General features: G+C 66.6%; 19 protein-coding genes. 5 read left to right on the top strand and 14 right to left on the bottom strand.

Annotation, left to right across the window (positions count from 1 at the left end; translation table 11 throughout):
• A partial coding sequence (locus tag AU193_RS08850) for an IniB N-terminal domain-containing protein (protein WP_216637273.1) occupies positions 1-296 on the bottom strand: 296 nt, incomplete at its 3' end.
• A 278-nt stretch (positions 297-574) separates the two neighbouring features.
• Positions 575-1,312, bottom strand: coding sequence for an acyltransferase (locus tag AU193_RS08845; RefSeq protein WP_064421989.1), 738 nt, complete (start codon positions 1,310-1,312; stop codon positions 575-577).
• 80 nt (positions 1,313-1,392) lie between these two features.
• Between AU193_RS08845 and AU193_RS08840 the strand changes: the two genes are divergently transcribed.
• Entirely contained in the window at positions 1,393-2,700 is a 1,308-nt protein-coding gene (locus AU193_RS08840; RefSeq protein ID WP_064422004.1) for a PQQ-binding-like beta-propeller repeat protein, read from the top strand.
• Here the strand turns inward: AU193_RS08840 and AU193_RS08835 are convergent.
• The 8 genes from AU193_RS08835 to ctaD all read right to left on the bottom strand — a co-directional run bounded on the left by AU193_RS08835 (position 2,697) and on the right by ctaD (position 11,170).
• Positions 2,697-3,389, bottom strand: a complete 693-nt coding sequence (locus tag AU193_RS08835; RefSeq protein ID WP_064421988.1) for an esterase — start codon at positions 3,387-3,389, stop codon at positions 2,697-2,699. The two genes, AU193_RS08840 and AU193_RS08835, sit on opposite strands and share 4 nt — an antisense overlap.
• 66 nt (positions 3,390-3,455) lie before the next feature.
• A complete protein-coding gene (locus AU193_RS08830) occupies positions 3,456-4,691 on the bottom strand; it encodes a class I SAM-dependent methyltransferase (RefSeq protein WP_172798248.1) in 1,236 nt (411 codons plus the stop codon).
• Positions 4,622-5,623: a class I SAM-dependent methyltransferase gene (locus AU193_RS08825; protein ID WP_064421986.1), complete on the bottom strand. Its 1,002-nt coding sequence runs from the start codon at positions 5,621-5,623 to the stop codon at positions 4,622-4,624. The genes AU193_RS08830 and AU193_RS08825 overlap by 70 nt, the downstream gene beginning before the upstream one ends.
• An 11-nt stretch (positions 5,624-5,634) precedes the next feature.
• Positions 5,635-6,282, bottom strand: coding sequence for an enoyl-CoA hydratase (locus AU193_RS08820; RefSeq protein WP_064421985.1), 648 nt, complete (start codon positions 6,280-6,282; stop codon positions 5,635-5,637).
• Entirely contained in the window at positions 6,279-7,160 is an 882-nt protein-coding gene (locus AU193_RS08815) for a hypothetical protein (protein ID WP_064421984.1), read from the bottom strand. Before AU193_RS08815 ends, AU193_RS08820 begins: the two co-directional genes overlap by 4 nt.
• Entirely contained in the window at positions 7,157-8,032 is an 876-nt protein-coding gene (locus tag AU193_RS08810) for an ABC transporter ATP-binding protein (RefSeq protein WP_371259171.1), read from the bottom strand. Before AU193_RS08810 ends, AU193_RS08815 begins: the two co-directional genes overlap by 4 nt.
• A 140-nt stretch (positions 8,033-8,172) precedes the next feature.
• A complete protein-coding gene (serB, locus tag AU193_RS08805) occupies positions 8,173-9,414 on the bottom strand; it encodes a phosphoserine phosphatase SerB (protein ID WP_064421983.1) in 1,242 nt (413 codons plus the stop codon).
• A 10-nt stretch (positions 9,415-9,424) separates the two neighbouring features.
• Positions 9,425-11,170, bottom strand: a complete 1,746-nt coding sequence (gene ctaD / locus AU193_RS08800) for a cytochrome c oxidase subunit I (RefSeq protein WP_064422002.1) — start codon at positions 11,168-11,170, stop codon at positions 9,425-9,427.
• 159 nt (positions 11,171-11,329) lie between these two features.
• On the opposite strand from ctaD, the gene AU193_RS08795 reads away from it, so the two are divergent.
• From AU193_RS08795 to AU193_RS08785, 3 genes are all read left to right on the top strand, one after another.
• Positions 11,330-12,445, top strand: coding sequence for an iron-siderophore ABC transporter substrate-binding protein (locus AU193_RS08795; RefSeq protein WP_082682891.1), 1,116 nt, complete (start codon positions 11,330-11,332; stop codon positions 12,443-12,445).
• 10 nt (positions 12,446-12,455) lie between these two features.
• Positions 12,456-12,731 carry a YciI family protein gene (locus AU193_RS08790; protein WP_064421982.1) on the top strand — a complete coding sequence of 92 codons (276 nt, stop codon included), beginning with the start codon at positions 12,456-12,458 and terminating at the stop codon, positions 12,729-12,731.
• 137 nt (positions 12,732-12,868) lie between these two features.
• Positions 12,869-13,915 (top strand): NAD(P)-dependent alcohol dehydrogenase, encoded by a 1,047-nt coding sequence (locus AU193_RS08785; protein WP_064421981.1) that lies wholly within the window; start codon positions 12,869-12,871, stop codon positions 13,913-13,915.
• A 27-nt stretch (positions 13,916-13,942) separates the two neighbouring features.
• Here AU193_RS08785 and AU193_RS08780 read toward each other — a convergent pair whose 3' ends face one another.
• The 4 genes from AU193_RS08780 to AU193_RS08765 all read right to left on the bottom strand — a co-directional run bounded on the left by AU193_RS08780 (position 13,943) and on the right by AU193_RS08765 (position 18,192).
• The gene (locus tag AU193_RS08780; protein WP_064422000.1) at positions 13,943-14,410 is read right to left on the bottom strand and encodes a hypothetical protein; all 468 of its coding nucleotides are present in this window, start codon (positions 14,408-14,410) and stop codon (positions 13,943-13,945) included.
• Positions 14,411-14,629: 219 nt separating this feature from the next.
• Positions 14,630-15,592, bottom strand: a complete 963-nt coding sequence (nrdF, locus tag AU193_RS08775) for a class 1b ribonucleoside-diphosphate reductase subunit beta (RefSeq protein WP_064421980.1) — start codon at positions 15,590-15,592, stop codon at positions 14,630-14,632.
• Positions 15,593-15,809: 217 nt separating this feature from the next.
• Positions 15,810-17,336 carry an NAD(P)/FAD-dependent oxidoreductase gene (locus AU193_RS08770; RefSeq protein WP_064421979.1) on the bottom strand — a complete coding sequence of 509 codons (1,527 nt, stop codon included), beginning with the start codon at positions 17,334-17,336 and terminating at the stop codon, positions 15,810-15,812.
• Between the two features lie 118 nt (positions 17,337-17,454).
• On the bottom strand, positions 17,455-18,192 hold the full coding sequence (locus AU193_RS08765) for a TetR/AcrR family transcriptional regulator (protein ID WP_064421978.1): 738 nt from the start codon (positions 18,190-18,192) through the stop codon (positions 17,455-17,457).
• A 150-nt stretch (positions 18,193-18,342) separates the two neighbouring features.
• On the opposite strand from AU193_RS08765, the gene AU193_RS08760 reads away from it, so the two are divergent.
• Positions 18,343-19,524, top strand: a complete 1,182-nt coding sequence (locus AU193_RS08760) for an NAD(P)/FAD-dependent oxidoreductase (protein WP_064421977.1) — start codon at positions 18,343-18,345, stop codon at positions 19,522-19,524.
• Positions 19,525-19,530 lie beyond the last annotated feature (6 nt).

Here is a 19,530-nt window from a genome sequence, read left to right as displayed (position 1 = left end):
AACCGGGTGTCGTTGTGGCTGAGCGTGTCGTTGTTGGACAACACCTCGGTCTGGCGCTGCGGAGCGAAAGCGATCCCATGGGTCTGGGCCACCGCCTGCTGCAAACCCACCACCGGATCGCCACCACCATGCACCACCGCCGCCGGCGCCACCGCCGCGGCCGCGTGCTGCAGTTGGGCCGCCGAGGCGTTCTGCACGCCGGCACTGCACATGGCGCGTTCCGGGTCGTCGACGAAGGCCTGAGCCGAGACCTCGTCGCGGAACAGGTTCAGAATCCAGTCGATTACGTTCGTCATCTCCGTTGTCCTTTCGGATGTCTGGTCGCCGACGTCCGGCGAGCTGATGCGAACGTTATGGATCCGCGAACACCCCGAAAACGGGTCGAAGCCCCCTACCCACCGCACACGGATACAGGGTGGGCGCATGCCCCTGTTAGGGGGTTAGGGGGCGGTTTGCGGTCGCCGAACGGCGCCGAGCGTCCGCAGAGTGTCGTAATTCAGCGGCGCGTCGTGCACAGACACGGGCGCTCGCGCAGAAACGAAACGAGGCGGGGCGCTTGCTAGCGGGGCGTTTGCTAGCGGGAGGCCTTCTTGCGTTCGATGTCGGCGAGGGCCGCCGCCAGTTCCGCGCGCTGCGCCGCCGATGTCTCCCATGCCAACTGGCGGTTCTTGACCACTTTCGCGGGCGCACCGACCGCGATCGAGAAGTCGGGCACGTCACCGCGCACGACCGCATGCGAGCCGAGCACGCAACCACGCCCGATCGTGGTGTTACGCAGCACAGTGACCTTGACGCCGACCCAGGTGTCGGGCCCGATTCGCACCGGCCCCTTGACGATTCCCTGGTCCTTGATCGGCACGTCGATGTCGTCCATGCGATGGTCGAAATCGCAGATGTAGCACCAGTCGGCCATCAGCACCGAGTCTCCCAGCTCGATGTCGAGGTAGGTGTTGATGACGTTGTCGCGCCCGAGCACGACTTTGTCGCCGAACCGAAGTGAACCCTCGTGGCAGCGGATGGTGTTCTTGTCGCCGATGTGCACCCAGCGGCCGATCTCCATCGTCGACAACTCCGGCGTCGCCTCGATCTCCACGCCCTTACCGAGGAAGACCATCCCCCGCGTGATGATGTGCGGATTGCGCAGCTTGAACTTGAGCAATCTCCAGTAGCGCACCAGATACCACGGGGTGTAGGCGCGGTTGGCCAGGACCCATTTCAGCGACGCCAGCGTCAGGAACTTCGCCTGCCTCGGGTCACGCAGTCGCGACCCTCGCCAGCGCTTGTGCAACGGCGCGCCCCACATGGTCGTCATGGCCGCAAAGCCTACGCGAGCGTACCGATCTGGAACGGTTACCCTCACGTGGACCGATGACGAAAAACGGGAAGGATCGAGTGTTCCGGCGATTGACCGTACTGGCGGTGTCAGTACTGACGGCGCTGCTCACGGCCACACTGGCCGCCTGCCAGGACACAGCCTCCTGGGTCGACGCCAAGGCCGCCGACGGCTGGGCCGCCCAATACGGCGACGCCGCCAACAGCAGCTACCGACCGGTGGCGGGCGCCGACACGCTTCGCCTGGAATGGACGCGGTCGGTCAAGGGCGACCTCGCGGCCGCGGTGGCACTCGGCTCCGGCAGCTATCTGGCCGTCAACGCGCAGACCCCCGACGGTTGCTCCCTGATGGTGTGGGAGGCCGACAACAAGGCGCGGCAACGGTGGTGCACCCGCCTCGTACAGGGTCCGGGACCGGGAGGCCCCCTTTCCAGTCCTCTCTTTGATGGCTTCGACAACCTCTACATCGGCCAGCCCGGTGCCATGCTGTCGTTCCCGCCGACGCAGTGGATCCGTTGGCGTAAACCGGTCATCGGGATGCCGACCACGGCGCGGATTTTGAGCCCGGGGCACCTGCTGGTCGTGACGCACCTGGGTCAGGTGTTGGTTTTCGACGCCCACCGCGGGACGGTTGAGGGCAGCCCGCTCGACCTGGTCGCCGGTGTCGATCCGAAGGACTCCGAGCGCGGACTTTCCGACTGCAGGCCGGCCCGTCCCCGCTGCCCGGTGGCCGCCGCACCGGCGTTCGCCTCCGCCACCGGGACCGTCGTCCTTTCACTGTGGGAGCCGGGCGCGGACGCGCCCATCCTCGTCGGCCTGCGCTACCGGCCGGGGCAGTCACCGCTTCTGACCCGCGAGTGGACCAGCGACGCCGTCGGCGGCGGACCCCTTGCCAGCCCGGTGTTTTCGGCCGACGGATCGACCGTCTACGTCAACGGACGCGACGACCATCTGTGGGCGCTCGACGCCGCCGACGGCAAGGCCAAGTGGTCGGTGCCGCTCGAGTACCTCGCGCAGACCCCACCCTCCGTGTCACCCGACGGCCTGATCGTCGCCGGCGGCGGGCCCGGGGCCAAGCTGATCGGCATCAAGGACGAAGGCGATCGCGGCGAGGTGCAGTGGACCCGCGACGACGTCGTGCCGCTGTCGACCTCGAGCCGATCCGGGCCCGATGTCGCCTACACGGTCATCCGCGAAGGTGAGGCCGGACAGGCCCTGCTCGTCTTCGATCCCGAGGATGGGCGCACGCTCAACACCTATCCGCTGCCCAGGGCGACGGGATGGCCCGTCGGGGTCTCCATCGGCAAGGATCGCCGCGTGGTCACCGCCACCAGCGACGGTGTGGTGTACGGCTTCGCTCCGGCCTAGAGCGCGAGCATCGGCGCCACCGCGGCGCGCGGCACCGTCGCCTGAACCGGGCCCGCCGATCCGGGGAACAGTTCGCCCTGACTGAAGAAGAAGATCAGCGAATCGTCGGTGAGCGCGAAGTTCTGGTAGTTCGCGGGCTCGGTACCTTCGCTCGGCGGAACCGGGTCGATCATCCCCTGCTTCTCCAGGTACCGACCGATCTCCGGGTAGATCACGGCCAGAGGCTCGGTGCCCGGTTTGAACAAGGTGTCGAAGGTGATCGGCGCATTCGCGGCGAGGTTCCAGTTGAACGACTGGTAGAAGGTCTGGGGACGCACCCCGCCGACGTTCTGCCAGACCGTGAACACCACGCTGCGGGTGCCGGTGGTCGGCGGTCCCGAGCGGTAACCCGTGCCTTCGGCGTCGAGTTCATACGGCAGACCGCTCGCGTCCGGATTCTCGGCGACGTTGACAAACCCGTCGCGAGCCTGCGTCAGGTAGGCCACCAGCGGTGCCTGGTCGGGATAGTCGTCGGGGAAACTCAATTTCAATGTGTAGTTCGGCTTTTCGACCTGCACCCGGCAGATTCGATCCGGCCCGACCGTGCCCTGCAGGTCGGCGCACCCCGGTTGGGCGGCGGCCGCGGGGATGGCGACCGCGCCCGCGACGGCGGCCACCGCGTACAGAGTGGCCCACCTGAAACTGCGCATCGTCGACGTCCTCGCATCCGGCACCGGTCTCCGATACCGGCGCATTCCGCAAGGATACGCGGACAGTCAGCGCGACGGACGGCAAATGAATGCCGTTGCCCGGCTTGCACCTCCGGCCCCGATGCGGGCGATCACCACCGAAGCGTGCCGTGAGCCACGCAGTCGAAGCCGCGGCCGCAGCGCGTCGGGGTCGATGTCGACGCCGCGCACGAGGATCTCGACCGCGCCGACGCCACGCGTCGAAAGGGCCTGCCGCAACCGCCGTTCGCTGAAGGCCACTTCGTCGATCACCTCGAAACCGCGTACACCGGATGGGAGCCGGTCGCCCGACAGGTAGGCGATGTCGGCGTCGAGCTGCCACAGCCCGTGCCGCGTTGCGTAGTGACGGACCAGCCCCGCGCGCACGACGGCACCGTCCGGGTCGACGATCCATCGCCCCGCGGGGGCGACCGCACAATCGTCGGGATCGGTGTCGGTGATCTGTTCGCCGGTGTCCAACAACGAGGCTCGCCGACGGACCGCCCCGTCAGTGAGTCCGGCCGACCACAGGCACGCTTCCCGCACGCTGCCCGTCAGCGACGACACTTCGATCTCACCGTCGAAGCCCAACCGCCTGACCGCGTCGAAATCGATTCCCGGAGCGCACTTCACGACGGTGTCGTGTCGGCGGTAGACATCGAGCAGCTGGTCGAGCGGCGGTGCGTAGTCACGCGGATCGAACCGACGGCGCCCGGCGCTGCGTCGGGCCGGGTCGAGCACAACGACCGTGCGGTGCGTGACGGGCCGCAGAGCGTCGGCGCGGCAGAGGTCCACACCGTCGACGTTGTTGCGCGCCATCGCGAGCCGGACCGGATCGATATCGCTGCCGATCACGAGTGCGGCCGATTCGCGAAGCGCAGCCAACTCCGTGCCGATCGAACACGTCGCGTCGTGCACGCGTGCGCCGCTGAGTCGACGGGCGCGGTGCCGGGCGACCGGTTCGGCGGTGGCCTGCTGCAGGGCCTCGTCGGTGAACAGCCAGCCGTCGGGATCGGCGAGTTTGGCCACCGCCTTGCGGCGCAGCAGCGTCGTCTCGACAAGCACGGCCGCGCGATCACCGAAACGCGCACGCGCAGAGGCGATGTCGGCGACCAGCGTCTTACCGGTCAACTGCAGCATGGCGGTTCGGCGCAGAGCGTCGACGCCGGCCGGGCTACGCAGATAGTCGACGTCGTCGACGCCGAACGTCACTGTCACGCCGCTGGCTTGACCCCTGTGATCATGACGTTGTAGTACCACGACTTCGGTACGACGCGGTTCCAGACGTTGGCGTCGATCCAGCTCAGGGTGATCCAGCTGTGGAACGCGAATTTCGCGTACCCCCAACCCAATCGGCCGGGCGGGACGGCGGCTTCGAAGGTGCGCAGCGGCCAGCCCAGCATCGCGGCGGTGAACTCGGTGGTGGCGGTCGAGACTTCGACGGCGCCGGCGTTGCTTGCCATGCGCTCGAGGTCGGCCGGCGAGAAGGTGTGCAAGTCGACGACCGCCTCCAATGCGGCCGCGCGTGACGACTCGTCGAGTTCGGCCTGTGGACGGCGCCAACCCGAGAGCCCCGGCAGCTTCGTCACGTTGGTCACCGCACGCCATGTCAGCGTCGACAGCGGCCGGGCGTAGTTCTCCCCCGCGTTCGTCGGCTCGCCGGCGAAGATGAACCGCCCGCCTGGCTTGAGCACCCGCACCACTTCGCGCAGCGACAGTTCGACGTCGGGGATGTGGTGCAACACGGCGTGGCCGACCACGAGGTCGAAGGTGTCGTCGTCGTACGGGATGCCCTCCGCGTCGGCCACCCGCCCGTCGATCTCGAGGCCGAGGTTCTCGCCGTTTCGGGTGGCGACCTTGACCATCCCCGGTGACAGGTCGGTCACCGAGCCGCGCCGTGCCACGCCCGCCTGGATCAGGTTGAGCAGGAAGAACCCGCTGCCACATCCGAGCTCCAGCGCCCGGTCGTATGGCAGCTTGCGCTGCTCGGAGAACGGAACGGTCGCGTCGAACAGGTCGCGGGCGTAGTCGACGCAGCGCTTGTCGTAGGAGATCGACCACTTCTCGTCGTAGCTCTCGGCTTCCCAGTCGTGGTAAAGCACCTGGGCCAACTTGGAGTCATGGCGGGCCGCTTCCACCTGTTCCGCGGTGGCGTGCGGATTCGGAGCCGGCTCGGCGGCGGCATCTGGCAGAGTGCCGGGTTCCTTCAAGTCCATAACAGGGCAGCCTAGAGGTCGAACGTCGCCTTGGCCGCAGCCAGTATTCGGGACGGGTACTCGACGAACCGTTGCGCCCAGACCAGCGCCGCGTCGTACACGCCGTCGGGCGCCACCACTTGGTCGACGAGGCCCAGCGCGAGCGCCTCCTTGGCGTCGATGAACCGGCCGCTGAAGACCAGGTCTTTGGCTTTGCTCAGGCCGACGGTGCGGGCCAGCCGTGCGGTGCCGCCCGCGGGCACGAGCCCGGCGAGGATCTCCGACATTCCGAATTTGACGTTGTCGCCGCAGACGCGCCAGTCGGCCGCCAGCGCCAGCGTCAGCCCGCCACCCAGCGCGTAACCGGTGATCGCCGCGACGGTCGGTCTGGGGAGGGCCGCCAGGGCGTCGACGGCCTGGCGGCAGACCTGCCTGGCCGTGTCGGCTTCCTCGGCGTTAAGAGTGCGCAGTTCGGGGACGTCGTCGCCGGCGGAGAAGATCTCGTGACCGCCGTACACGAGCACCGAATGGATGTCGTCGCGATCGCCGAGGCTTCGGGCGGCCGATGTCAGTTCGCGGTAGACCTGGCGGGTGAGGGCATTTGTCGGCGGGCGCGACAACAGCAGCGTGGCGATACCGGGTCGCTCGTCGCTGGTGTGGACCGAGACGAACTCGCTCATGCCTGGCGCGCGCCGGGTCCGTAGCCCTCTGGGCTGCGGCGGTTGCGGGCGGCGTTGTACCGATCGCTGTCGAAGAACTCGATCTCCCAGTTGCCGGTGTCGCTGTCTGCCGCCAGATACGGTGTGACGGAGACGATCTGGCGTTCCACCGCAAGCACTTCGGCGACGGTGCGGCCGGTGAGTGAGTCCAGCTGAGTCCACGTCGGCGGCAGCAGGAACGTCCGGCCATCGGCGAAATCGTCGAGCGCCTGGCGGGGGGTGATCCAGTCGGCCGTGTCGGTTTCGGTGTTGTCGCCGTCGGCACGTTGGCCCTCCGGCAGGGCGCCGACGAAGAAGTAGGTGTCGTAGCGGCGGGTGCGTTCTTCCTTCGGTGTCACCCAATTGGCCCAGGGCCGAAGCAGATCGGCGCGCAACACCAACTTCTCGCGGTGCAGGAAGTCGGCGAACGACAGCGACCGGTTGACCAGTGCGGCGCGCTCCTCGTGGTAGACCGAGGCGTCGTCGACCAGGACGTCGGGGTCGTCCGCGGCCCCGGCGAACAACACCCCGCACTCCTCGAAGGTCTCCCGCGCCGCGGCGCACACCAGCGCCTGCGCCAGGTTCGGCTCCACCTTGAAACGCTCTGCCCACCAATCGGGTTCGGGACCGAACCAGTCGATGTCGGCGGTGCGGTCGCGATCGTCGACGCCACCGCCGGGGAACACCATCACGCCGGCGACGAAATCCATCGCCGAGTGCCGCCGCATCAGGAAGACTTCGACTTCGCGTGCGAACCCATCGCGACTGTCGCGGATCAGCATCACGGTCGAGGCCGGTCTCGGCGTCAGTGGCTTTTCGGCTGGCTTTTCGGCTGGCTCTTCGGCTGGTTTCTCGGTCATGCTCGTCTCCTGTGCGCGGCTCGACTCCTGGCGCGGCGCGCGAAGTACCGCCCGTCCACGATTTCGAGCGTGATCGCCTGGCCGAATGCTCTGGACAGGTTCTCGGCGGTCAGGACATCGGGCAGCAGTCCGGAGGCGACCACCTTGCCCTCCGACAGGATCAGTCCGTGCGAGAAACCGCGCGGGATCTCCTCGACGTGGTGGGTCACCAACACCATCGCCGGGGCGTCCGCGTCGGCGGCCAGATCCTCCAGCCGGGCAAGAAGCTCCTCACGCCCGCCGAGGTCCAGGCCTGCGGCGGGCTCGTCGAGCAACAGCAGTTCGGGGTCGGTCATCATCGACCGCGCGATCAGCACGCGCTTGCGTTCGCCTTCGGACAGGGTGCCGTACGCGCGCAACGCCAGATGTTCGGCGCCGACGCTCTCGAGCATGTCGATCGCCTGCTCGTAGTCGACGTCGTCGTAAGCCTCACGCCAGCGGCCCAGCACCGCGTAGCCGGCCGAGACCACCAGATCGCGCACCACCTCGCCGTCGGGCACCCGCTGCGACAACGCCGAACTGCTCAGACCGACGCGCGAGCGCAGTTCGGACATGTCGGTTCGACCGAGCCGTTCACCGAGCACGTACGCCGTCCCCGACGACGGGTACTCCAGGGCGGCGGCGATGCGCAGGAGCGACGTCTTACCCGCACCGTTGGGCCCGATCACCACCCAGCGCTCGTCGAGTTCGACCGCCCACGTGATGGGTCCGACCAGCGTCTGTCCCCCGCGCCGCAACGACACCTTCGCGAAGTCGATCAGCACATCGGGGTCGGCTGCATCTCCTTCGGTGGTGGGCACTCGCCCATCGTAGACAGGCGACTCGTGCGTGATTCCGTTCGCCCAGTGATCGATTACACGCCCAAATCGCCACGCCACTCCCTCCCCCCTTCTCCGCGAGCGACCGTGTTCGACCGTCGACACGCCGCGTCCGCGCGTACAAAAGCGGTCGCTCGCCGGAAATGAAGGACCACTCAGTCGGGGATCTCGACCCGCCGTACCACGCCGTCGACGGCGTCGGCGGCCTCGATCTCACCGCGCGTGACGCCGAGAATGAACAGCACAGTGTCCAGGTACGGCTGGCTCAGCGACGCGTCGGCGACCTCCCGTAGCGCGGGCTTGGCGTTGAACGCCACACCCAGCCCTGCGGCGGCGAGCATGTCGATGTCGTTGGCGCCGTCGCCGACGGCAACCGTCTGCTCCATCGGCACTCCGGCCTGCTGCGCGAAATCCCTCAGCGCCTTGGCCTTTCCGGGTCGATCGATGATCGGGCCGATCACCCGGCCGGTCAGTGTGCCGTCGACGATCTCGAGTTCGTTCGCCGCGACGAAATCCATCATCAGCTCATGCGCCAGCGGTTCGATCACCTGGCGGAAGCCGCCCGACACGATGCCGCAGTGGTATCCGAGACGCCGAAGCGTGCGCAACGTGGTACGGGCACCGGGCGTCAGCTCGATCTGCTCGGCCACGTCGTCGAGCACCGACGCGGGCAGACCCGCGAGTGTTGCCACACGCCGATGCAGGGATTCGGCGAAGTCGAGTTCGCCGCGCATGGCCGCCTCGGTGACCTCGGCGACCGCGGCCTCGGCGCCCACCTTGGCCGCCAGCATTTCGATCACCTCACCCTGGATCAGGGTCGAGTCGACGTCGAACACGATGAGCCGCTTGGCCCGTCGCGTCAGGCTGTAGTCCTCGAGTGCGACGTCGATCTCCTGGGCGACCGCCACCCGCGCCAGCGCCTGCTGCAATTCCTCGTAGACCGCCTGGGACGGCACCGAGACCCGCAGCTCCAATCCTGTTACGGGGTAATCGGATACGCCGCGGATCGTGTCGATGTTGACCCCGAGCCGCGCGAGTTCGCGGGCCACCACACCGAATTCTTCGGCGGTGATCGGACGGCCGAGGACGACGATCGTGTGCGTCGACGGTTCCCGCATGACGGGCTCGCCGTCGCTGCGCTCGATCGTGACGTCCAGGCCCACCTCGTGGATCGCCGCTGTTACGGCATCGCGAAGCTCCCGGCTGCCCGCGACCTCAGCCGATCCCGCGACGAGTACGCCCAACGTCAGCCGGCCCCGGATCACGACCTGCTCGACGTTGAGCAGCTCGACCTGGTGGCGCGACAACACCTCGAACAACGCCGAGGTGACGCCCGGCTGGTCGCGGCCGGTGACCGTGATCAGCAGCGACGCGCGTTCGCGCGATTGACCGGTCATGCCGCGATCGTCAGGTGCGGACGTTCGCGTCGTCCAGCCGGGTCACATCGCCGTCCGCGGGTCCGTGGCTTCGCCCGACGTGCGCCTCCGCGCGCATCCGCTCCACCATGTGCGGGTAGTGCAACTCGAAAGCGGGCCGCTCCGAACGGATTCGGGGCAGCTCGGTGAAGTTGTGCCGCGGCGGCGGGCACGACGTCGCCCACTCCAGCGAGTTGCCGTAACCCCACGGATCGTCGACGGTGACCGGCTCGCCGTAGCGCCAGCTCTTGAAGATGTTCCACACGAACGGCAGCGTCGAGATGCCGAGGATGAAGGCGCCCATGGTCGACACGACGTTGAGTGTGGTGAAGCCGTCGGTCGGCAGGTAGTCCGCGTAGCGGCGCGGCATACCCTCGTCGCCCACCCAGTGCTGCACCAGGAACGTGACGTGGAACCCGATGAAGGTCAGCCAGAAGTGCAACTTGCCCAGCCGCTCGTCGAGCAACCGGCCCGTCATCTTCGGGAACCAGAAGTAGATGCCGGCGTAGGTGGCGAACACGATGGTCCCGAACAGCACGTAGTGGAAGTGCGCGACCACGAAGTAGGAGTCGGTGACGTGGAAGTCCAGCGGCGGGCTGGCCAGCAGCACACCGGACAGGCCGCCCAGCAGGAACGTCAGCAGGAACCCGATCGAGAACAGCATCGGTGTCTCGAACGTCAACTGGCCCTTCCACATCGTGCCTATCCAGTTGAAGAACTTGATACCCGTCGGCACCGCGATCAGGAACGTCATGAACGAAAAGAACGGCAGTAGCACCGCGCCGGTGGCGTACATGTGGTGCGCCCAGACCGCGATCGACAGCGCGGCGATCGCAATGGTCGCGTAGATCAGCGTCGTGTAGCCGAAAATCGGCTTCCGGCTGAACACCGGGAAGATCTCGCTGACGATGCCGAAGAACGGCAGCGCGATGATGTACACCTCGGGATGACCGAAGTACCAGAACAGGTGCTGATACAGCAGCACGCCGCCATTGGCCGGGTCGTAGATGTGGGCGCCGAGATGCCGGTCAGCCGCCAGACCGAACAATGCGGCGGTCAGCAACGGGAAGGCCAGCAGCACCAGGATCGACGTCACCAGGATGTTCCAGGTGAAGATCGGCATCCGGAACATCGTCATACCGGGTGCGCGCATGCAGACCACGGTGGTGATCATGTTGACGCCACCGAGAATGGTGCCCAGACCCGAGATCGCCAGGCCCAGGATCCACAGATCCCCACCAGCGCCGGGTGAGTGGATCGCGTTGCTCAGCGGGGCGTAGGCCGTCCAGCCGAAGTCCGCGGCACCACCGGGGGTGATGAAGCCGGAGATCGCGATCAGGGCGCCGAACACGAAAAGCCAGAACGACAGCGCGTTCAGCCGGGGGAACGCCACGTCGGGCGCGCCGATCTGCAGCGGCAGCACCAGGTTGGCGAACCCGAACACGATCGGCGTCGCATAGAACAGCAGCATCACCGTGCCGTGCATGGTGAACAGCTGGTTGAACTGCTCGTTGGACAGGAACTGCAGCCCAGGCATCGCCAACTCGGTCCGCATGAACAGCGCCATCAGCCCGCCGATGAAGAAGAAGATGAAGCAGGCGACGCAGTACATGATGCCGATCATCTTGTGATCGGTGGTGGTGACGAGCTTGTAGATGAGGTTGCCCTTGGGGCCGAGTCGCTCCGGGAACGGACGCCGTGCCTCGAGTTCTCCGATAGGGGGCGCTTCGGCTACCAACAGGTCCTCCATACATCCAGGTCGGGACATCCCCGCGGTTGTCTCGATGAATCCTAGCCGCCGTACCATTCGGGGTGCTCGGCGGTCCTACATTGTGTCGTACTACGGCGGGGACGCGGCTTTCGGCCCTTCAGCTGGCCGGATGTTACCGTCGGCGGCGTGTTGATCGGCGGACGGCGGTGGGGCTTCGTGGCCATCAGGACGCTGGGCATCGCCGCGCTCGCGACCACTGTCGGCGTGACCGTGGTGAGCGGTTGCGGCTCTCCCGGTGGAGAAGGGTCCGACACCGCCGCCCCGCAGACGATCATCACCAGTACGACGAAGATCGCCGGCGCCGGGGTGCTGGGCAATCAGCGACGACCCGACGAATCGTGCCCGGCCGAACCGGCCCCGGTTGATCCGGGCCCACCGGAGCGCATGGTGCGCCACGCCGCGGGCGAGACCACGGTCCGCGCGGATCCGCAGCGCATCGTGGTGCTGTCCGGCGATCAGCTCGACGCATTGTGCGCGTTGGGCCTGCAGTCGCGGGTGGTGGCCGCCGCACTGCCCGACGACTCCGACAGCCAGCCGTCGTACTTGGGCCGGGTCATCCACGACGTACCGGGCGTCGGCACGCGCAGCGCACCGGACCTCGACGGCATCCGCGCCGCGGCACCCGACCTGATCCTCGGTTCGCAGGCGTTGACGCCCGACGCTTTCGGCCCGCTGTCCGGCATCGCGCCGACGGTGTTCTCCGGTCCGCCCGGCGCGGCGTGGCAGGACAACCTGCGCACAGTGGGTGCCGCGACCGGACGACAGGACTCCACGAACGGACTGGTCGACGGGTTTCACCGCGCGGCCGACAAGACCGGCGCAGACAACGACGCCACCCACTTCCAGGCGTCGGTCGTGCAGTTCACCGACACCACGATGCGCGTCTACGGCGCCGACACCTTCCCGGGCAGCGTGCTGGCCGATGTCGGTGTCGATCGCCCTGTGACACAACGCTTCACCGACAAGCCGTACATCGAGGTGGGAGTCTCCGACACCGACCTCGCCGACAACCCCGACCTGTCGATCGCCGACGGCGACATCGTCTACGTGTCCTTCGACTCGACCTCCGCGCGTGACCGCGCGCCCGCGGTGCTCGAGAGCGACGCCTGGAAGAAGCTGGGCGCCACGCGGGACAACCGGGTCTTCGCGGTCAACGACGAGGTGTGGCAGACCGGTGAGGGCATCGTGGCCGCGCGCGGCATACTCGCCGACCTGCACTGGCTCAACGCTCCGATCAATTAGCGTTGTCGCGGTGTTCCACGTCCTGAAATCCACCTACCTGCAACCGCCGGATGTCGTCAACGAGACCCGGCCCGCCCACCTCGAATGGCTCGAGGACGAGGTCAGCGCCGGCCGAATCGTGTTGGCGGGCCGCCTGGAGGACGAGTCGGGCGCCGTTCTGATCACCGGCGACATGGAGGCCGAGCAGGCGCAGGACATCGTCGACCGGGATCCCTACACGTCGGCGGGGGTGGCGCGCTACGAGCGGACGTCGTTCACCGGGGCGTTCCGGGCCACAGGTCTTTAGGGCCGCACGTCACTAGGAGAAAACTCACAGCTGGGTCCGGAATCACCGGGTCGGGCCGCCTCGTTGACTTTTTGAGACCGGTCGCACCGTCAGCGACGGCTTTTCCCTCGATAGTCACTTGAACAGAAGAAGGTCGTATGAGAACCGTTGCCGCATATGCCGCGCCGTCGGCGTCCGAACCGTTGACCAGGACCACCATCACTCGCCGCGACGTCGGCCCGCACGATGTGGCGTTCGACATCCACTTCGCGGGCATCTGTCACTCGGACATCCACACCGTGCGCGACGAGTGGGGCCGTGCGAAGTATCCGGTGGTGCCCGGACACGAGATCGCCGGCATGGTCACCGAGGTCGGTTCGGAGGTGACCGAGTTCAAGGTCGGCGACCGCGTCGGCGTCGGCTGCTTCGTGGATTCCTGCCGCGAGTGCGCGCAGTGCCGCGCGGGCGAGGAACAGTACTGTGCCCGGGGCATGGTCGGCACCTACAACGCACTCGGTCGTGACGGTGAGCCGACACAGGGCGGCTACAGCGGCGCTATCGTAGTGGACGAGAACTACGTACTGCGCATCCCCGACAGCCTCCCGCTGGACGCCGCGGCACCGCTTCTGTGCGCCGGTATCACGCTGTATTCGCCTCTGCGCCAGTGGAATGCGGGTCCGGGAACGCGGGTGGCGGTCATCGGACTGGGCGGGCTGGGCCACATGGGCGTCAAGCTCGCACACGCGATGGGCGCCCATGTGACGGTGCTGAGCCAATCGCTGAAGAAGATGGAGGACGGCCTGCGTCTCGGTGCCGACGAGTACCACGCGACCTCCGATCCGGACACGTTCACCAAACTGCGCGGATCGTTCGACCTGATCCTCAACACGGTGTCGGCCAACCTCGACCTGGGCCGCTATCTCGGGTTGCTCGCACTCGACGGCACGCTGGTCGAACTCGGTATGCCGGAGCACCCGATGTCGGTACCCGCCGGCGCACTCATCTCGGGCCGGCGCCGTCTCGCAGGGTCGCTGATCGGCGGTATCGCCGAGACGCAGGAGATGCTCGACTTCTGTGCCGAGCACGCCGTGCGACCCGAGATCGAGGTCATCAAACCGGATTACATCAACGAAGCCTACGAGCGGGTGGTGGCCAGCGATGTGCGGTACCGCTTCGTGATCGATACCGCTTCGTTGCGTGCCTAACCCGCTCGCCGAGACGCCCCGGACCGATCAGAACTGACGGACGTCCTCAGCGTTGATGAATATGCCGTGACCGGTGGCATCATAGGTGAAGCGCGTCCGATGACCCTCGTCTTGAATGGTCCAGCCGTCGACGCGCGATATCTGTCCGGCGTCCACGACGATGTCTCCGCGGGTGGCATCGTTCGGGGCCGGGACGACGCCCCTTTCCCAGTACATTTCACCGGTGCCACGCACGACCGCGAGATTGAGCCGGTTGTTGAATTTCGACGTCTCCCATGGAGCCAGGCCCCATGGTTGGCCGTCGACGCGCTGACATACCACCATCGGTCCACCGCCGCGCTTCACGTCGTCCGCGCTCACCAGGCAGCGAACCGTGCCCCCGCCGACCACCACGAGTTGTCCGACGTCTGCCGCCGCGGGCGGCGCCAAGACGACCGCACCCAGGGTGGAGGCACCCAGAGTCGTCACCAGAGCCGTCGCTGCCCGCCGAATCATGCCTGTCTCCATGTCACGCGCCGTCGCCGTCCGAACGAATTTTCTCACGTGGCCGATCAGGACAGGCCGGTTTCCGCGAGGTCGGCTCCGTCCCGGCCTAACTCTCGCGGGCTTGTTGGGTCTGACTCCTGATTCCCGGTAGACCTGGACCCGGCCATCACTGCATCTGCAGCCGAGTCTTGCGTGGCGGATGTCCACTCCCGGGGCGCTGCGCCCCTGTTAGAAGTCCCAGTCCTCGTCTTCGGTGACGACGGCTTTGCCGATCACGTAGCTGGACCCCGAGCCGGAGAAGAAGTCGTGGTTCTCGTCGGCGTTGGGCGACAGCGCCGACAGGATCGCCGGGTTGACGTCGGTCTCGTCGCGCGGGAACAACGCCTCATAGCCGAGATTCATCAGGGCCTTGTTGGCGTTGTAACGCAGGAACTTCTTGACGTCCTCGGTCAGGCCGACGCCGTCGTAGAGGTCCTGGGTGTACTCGACCTCGTTGTCGTAGAGCTCGAAGAGCAGCTCGTAGGTGTAGTCCTTCAGCTCGGCCTGCTTGGCCGCGTCCTCGAGCGCCAGACCGCGCTGGAACTTGTAGCCGATGTAGTAGCCGTGCACGGCCTCGTCGCGGATGATCAACCGGATCATGTCGGCGGTGTTGGTCAGCTTCGCCCGGCTGCTCCAGTACATCGGCAGGTAGAAGCCGGAGTAGAACAGGAAGCTCTCCAGCAGCGTCGAGGCCACCTTGCGCTTGAGCGGTTCGTCGCCCTTGTAGTACCGCATGACGATCTCGGCCTTGCGCTGCAGGTTGGGGTTCTCCTCCGACCAGCGGAAGGCGTCGTCGATCTCGGCGGTCGAGCACAGCGTGGAGAAGATGTTGCTGTAGCTGCGCGCGTGCACGGATTCCATGAACGCGATGTTGGTGTAAACGGCTTCCTCGTGCGGGGTCAGCGCGTCGGGGATCAGGCTGACCGCGCCCACCGTGCCCTGAATGGTGTCGAGCAGCGTGAGGCCGGTGAAGACCCGCATCGTCAACTGCTTCTCATGCTCGTTGAGCGTGTTCCACGACGGAATGTCGTTGGAAACCGGCACCTTCTCCGGTAACCAGAAGTTTCCCGTCAGCCGGTCCCACACCTCGGCGTCCTTCTCGTCCTGGAGACGGTTCCAGTTGATCGCCGAGACACGGTCAATCAGCTTCACTCCATCACTCACGAGAACCCCATTTCACCTGGTCTTTGGTCCGCCTGAAGCGGTTCTGTCGCCCGTCAACGACACTACCCCTGGGGCACGACATCCCCGGGCAACACAACATCGTGTGTTTGGCGTGTCGTCCCGCCGCCGAGTCACAACTGCGGCTTGTGTGCATTCTGATCGCGTTCGGGCGCCATTCCGGGCGAAATCGCGATCTCCGCGCACACTAGGCGGCGACGTCTGCGCGCCGGCCGCCGAAGAACCGATACTCGGACTTGTCGAACGTGCGGGTCGCCAGCCAGTACTGCCACGTCATGCCGCTCCACAGCGTCCGGTTCACACCGTGTTCGTCGAGATACCAGCTCTGACAACCGCCGGTGCTCCACACCGTCCCGGCGAGTTCGTCCTGCAACTGTTCGTTGTAACGGTCCTGGGCCTCGCGGGTGGGCGCCAACGCCTGCGCGCCGGCCCGGTCGACGGCCGCGATTGCCTGTGCGGCGTAGCGGATCTGCGACTCGATCATGAACACCACCGAGTTGTGGCCCAGCGCGGTGTTGGGTCCGAGCAGCAGGAACAGGTTCGGCATGTCGGCGACCGTTATGCCGCGCAGTGCCGCGATGCCCTCGCGGTTCCAGCGGTCCACCAAATCCTCGCCACCCGGGCCCTTGATGTGGACATAAGTGTAGGAATCGGTGACGTGGAAGCCGGTGGCGAACACGACGACGTCGACCTCGCGCTCGGTGCCGTCGGCGGTGACGATGCCCGTCGGCGTGAATCGCGTGATGGCGTCGGTGACGACCTCGGTCGTCGGGTCGGCGATCCCGCGATAGTAGGTGTCGGAGTTCAGGATTCGCTTACATCCGGCCCGGTAGTTCGGTGTCAGTTTGCGACGCAGTTCGCGGTCCTTGATCGAGCGGCGGATGTTCCACTTGCCGAGCAGCTCACCGATTTTCAGCAGCCGCGGCTCGCGGGTCATCGCGAACCCGACTCCCTCGTGGATCCAGTAGATGCCCGCGCGCATCAGTTGCCGGGTCCCGGGCACGTTGGTGAACAGTTCACGCATCCAGCGCGGAATCGGGTTGTTCGGCCGCGGCATCACCCACGCCGGTGTGCGCTGATACAGGTACAGCGCACCGACATCCTTGACGATCTCCGGCACGATCTGGATCGCACTGGCGCCGGTGCCGATGACCGCCACCCGCTTGCCGGCAAGATCCACGCTGTGGTCCCACTCGGCGGAATGGAAAGCGGCACCGGTGAATTCGTCCAGCCCGGGAAATTCGGGAACGAACGGGATGTGCAGACCGCCCGCCCCGGAGATCACGAACTGCGCGACGAACTCGCGACCGTCCTTGGTGAAGACATGCCAGCGGAGTTCGTTGTCATCCCAATGCGCACGGTCGACGTGGGCGCCGAACCGGATGTAGCGGCGTAGACCGTATTTGTCGACCACGCCCTTGAGATAGTCGAAGATCTCCGGTTGGAACGACCACATATGACGCCAGTCGGGCTTGGGCTCGAACGAGAACGAGTACATGTGCGACGGGATGTCACAGGCGCACCCGGGGTAGGTGTTGTCGCGCCACGTGCCGCCGATCTCGTCGGCTTTCTCCAGCATCACGAAGTCGACGTTCTGCCGCTGCAGCGCAATGGCCATTCCGATACCGGAGAAGCCCGTGCCGATGATCAGCGCGCGGGTGTGCACCGGTTGTTGGGCAGTGGTGTCTGCAGCCGTCTGCTCGGCAACCGTCATCGGTCTCCCCTGTATCCCCAGCTGACGCGTGCGCCTTCGGTGGTGGGCACATCCTGGGAACGCCGGTACTGGGTACTTGCCAGTCTCCGGTCCGCGCGAACAGGTGTCAACGTCGCCGTCAAGCGACGGGCTGCTGCTTGCGAACCGCAGTGTGAACCGGCTGGTCAGGATCGATCTGAATGCCGAGCAGCTCGGCCGTGCCGTTGATCGCGCCGACCATGATCGTGGTCATGTGCGCGACGAACTGGTCGGCCGGCATGCGGCGGATGCCGTCGTCGTCGCCCAGCCACCAGTCCGTTGCCGACGCGGCCGTACCGAAGATGGCGTACGCCGCAAGCTCGAAGGCGGCCGGATCCGGTGCCAGATCCTTGAGTTCCTGGCTGATCATGTCGGCGACGGCCAGCGTGATCTCGCTGCCCCGATTGACGGTCGTCATCGCGGCGGCAGACTTGTCGGCGAACCGGCCCTGCAACAGGAACCGCACCACGTTGGGATGCCGCTCGACCAGTTCGACGTAATGCGCGACGCCACGTCCGACGATCTGGCGCGCGGAGTCGTGCTCCACGTCGATCGACGGGATGATCGCCGCCCACAACATGTCGCGCATGCGCTGGCCGATCTCGCTGAACATGTCCGACTTGTCGGTGAAGTGGCGGTAGATCTTGGGTTTGGCGGTGCCGGCCTCTTCGGCGATCTCTCGCACACTGACGTTGGGGCCCAGCCGGTCGATGGCGCGGAAGGCGGCGTCGACGATCTCTGCGCGCACCTTCTTGCGGTGCTCACGCCAGCGCTCGCTGCGGGCGTCGACCTTGACACCCGGCTCGCCACTCGAGCGTGGCCTGGACCCTCGACGCATCCGGTCACTCTACCGCTCAGGCGCTGCTGACCAGCCCGGACCAGGCCACATGTGTTCCTCGCGGCAACGTCTGAGCAACTCCGTCCGACAAGAGAGGCGGGTGCGGCACGGGTAGTATCGCTGCGACAGCCGATCGACGAGACGAGTTCAATGACGCAGCAATACGACCTGGTCATCGCAGGTGGCGGGCCCTCCGGCTCGGCGGCCGCGTGGCAGGCCGCTCAGACCGGCGCGAAGGTCGTGGTCCTCGACAAGGCCGAGTTCCCGCGCGCCAAGCCGTGCGGCGACGGGCTCACCGCCCGCGCGGTGAGCTATCTGCAGAGAATGGGCCTGGCCGGCGAGGTGGCCACTTATCACCGCGTGAATCGCGTGACGGTCTTCAGCCCGAGTGAGTGGGAGCTGTCGTTCCCGAAGCGACCCGGTATGCCCGACCACGGCCACACCGTCAGTCGCGAGCGCCTCGACACCACACTTCTCAAGCACGCCGAGTCCGCGGGCGCCGAGGTGCGCCAGGGCGCGGAGGTGTCCGGGCCGATCCTCGAGAACGGTCGCGTCGTGGGGGTGACGCTCAAGAGCGGGGAGAAGGTGTACGGCGACGCGGTGATCGCCGCCGACGGCGCCTACTCCCCCATCAAGCGGGCCCTGAAGATCGACTCCGAGTACAACGGTTACTCGGCGATCGCGATCCGCTCCGAGATGCCCGCCAACCGACCGGACTCCGACAGCCTCGACATCTATCTCAAGCTGGTCTTCGAGGGTGATCAGCTGCCCGGATACGGCTGGGTGTTCCCGATGGGCAACGGCATCTTCAACATCGGGCTGGGTTACGTCAACAGCTACAAGAACTGGCAGTCGATCAACGCCACACAGTTCCTCGGCGAGTTCCTTCGCACGCTGCCCCCGGAGTGGGAGCTGCCGCCGATCGAGGAACTCAAGAAGAACAAGAGCGTGCGGGCCTGGCGACTGCCGATGGGATTCACCGCCTGGCCGCCGTGGCGCCCCGGCGTCCTGTTCACCGGCGACTCGTTGGGAGCGGGCAAGCCCGCCTCCGGCGCGGGCATCTCCAAGGCGCTCGAATCAGGTCTGGCCGCAGGCGAATGCGCGATCGCGGCCCTGCAGAACGGCGGGCCCGACGACTTCACGAACTACGCGCAGCGCATGGAGGCGGCGTGGGGTCGCGAATACCGCCGCGGCCGCTACTTCCACAAGCTGCTCGGGTATCCGAAGGTCGCCAACGCGGGAATCAAGCTGATCGACAACGCGATGTTCCGCGACCGGATGCTCAAGGCGCTCTACAAGAAGGCTCAGGGCCCGCAGCACACCGTCAAGTGACGCCTC

Source organism: Mycobacterium sp. GA-1285, from assembly GCF_001499905.1.
GTDB lineage: Bacteria > Actinomycetota > Actinomycetes > Mycobacteriales > Mycobacteriaceae > Mycobacterium.
The sequence above is the reverse complement of the archived record's forward strand: the minus strand, read 5'-3'. Positions and strand labels throughout refer to the sequence as shown.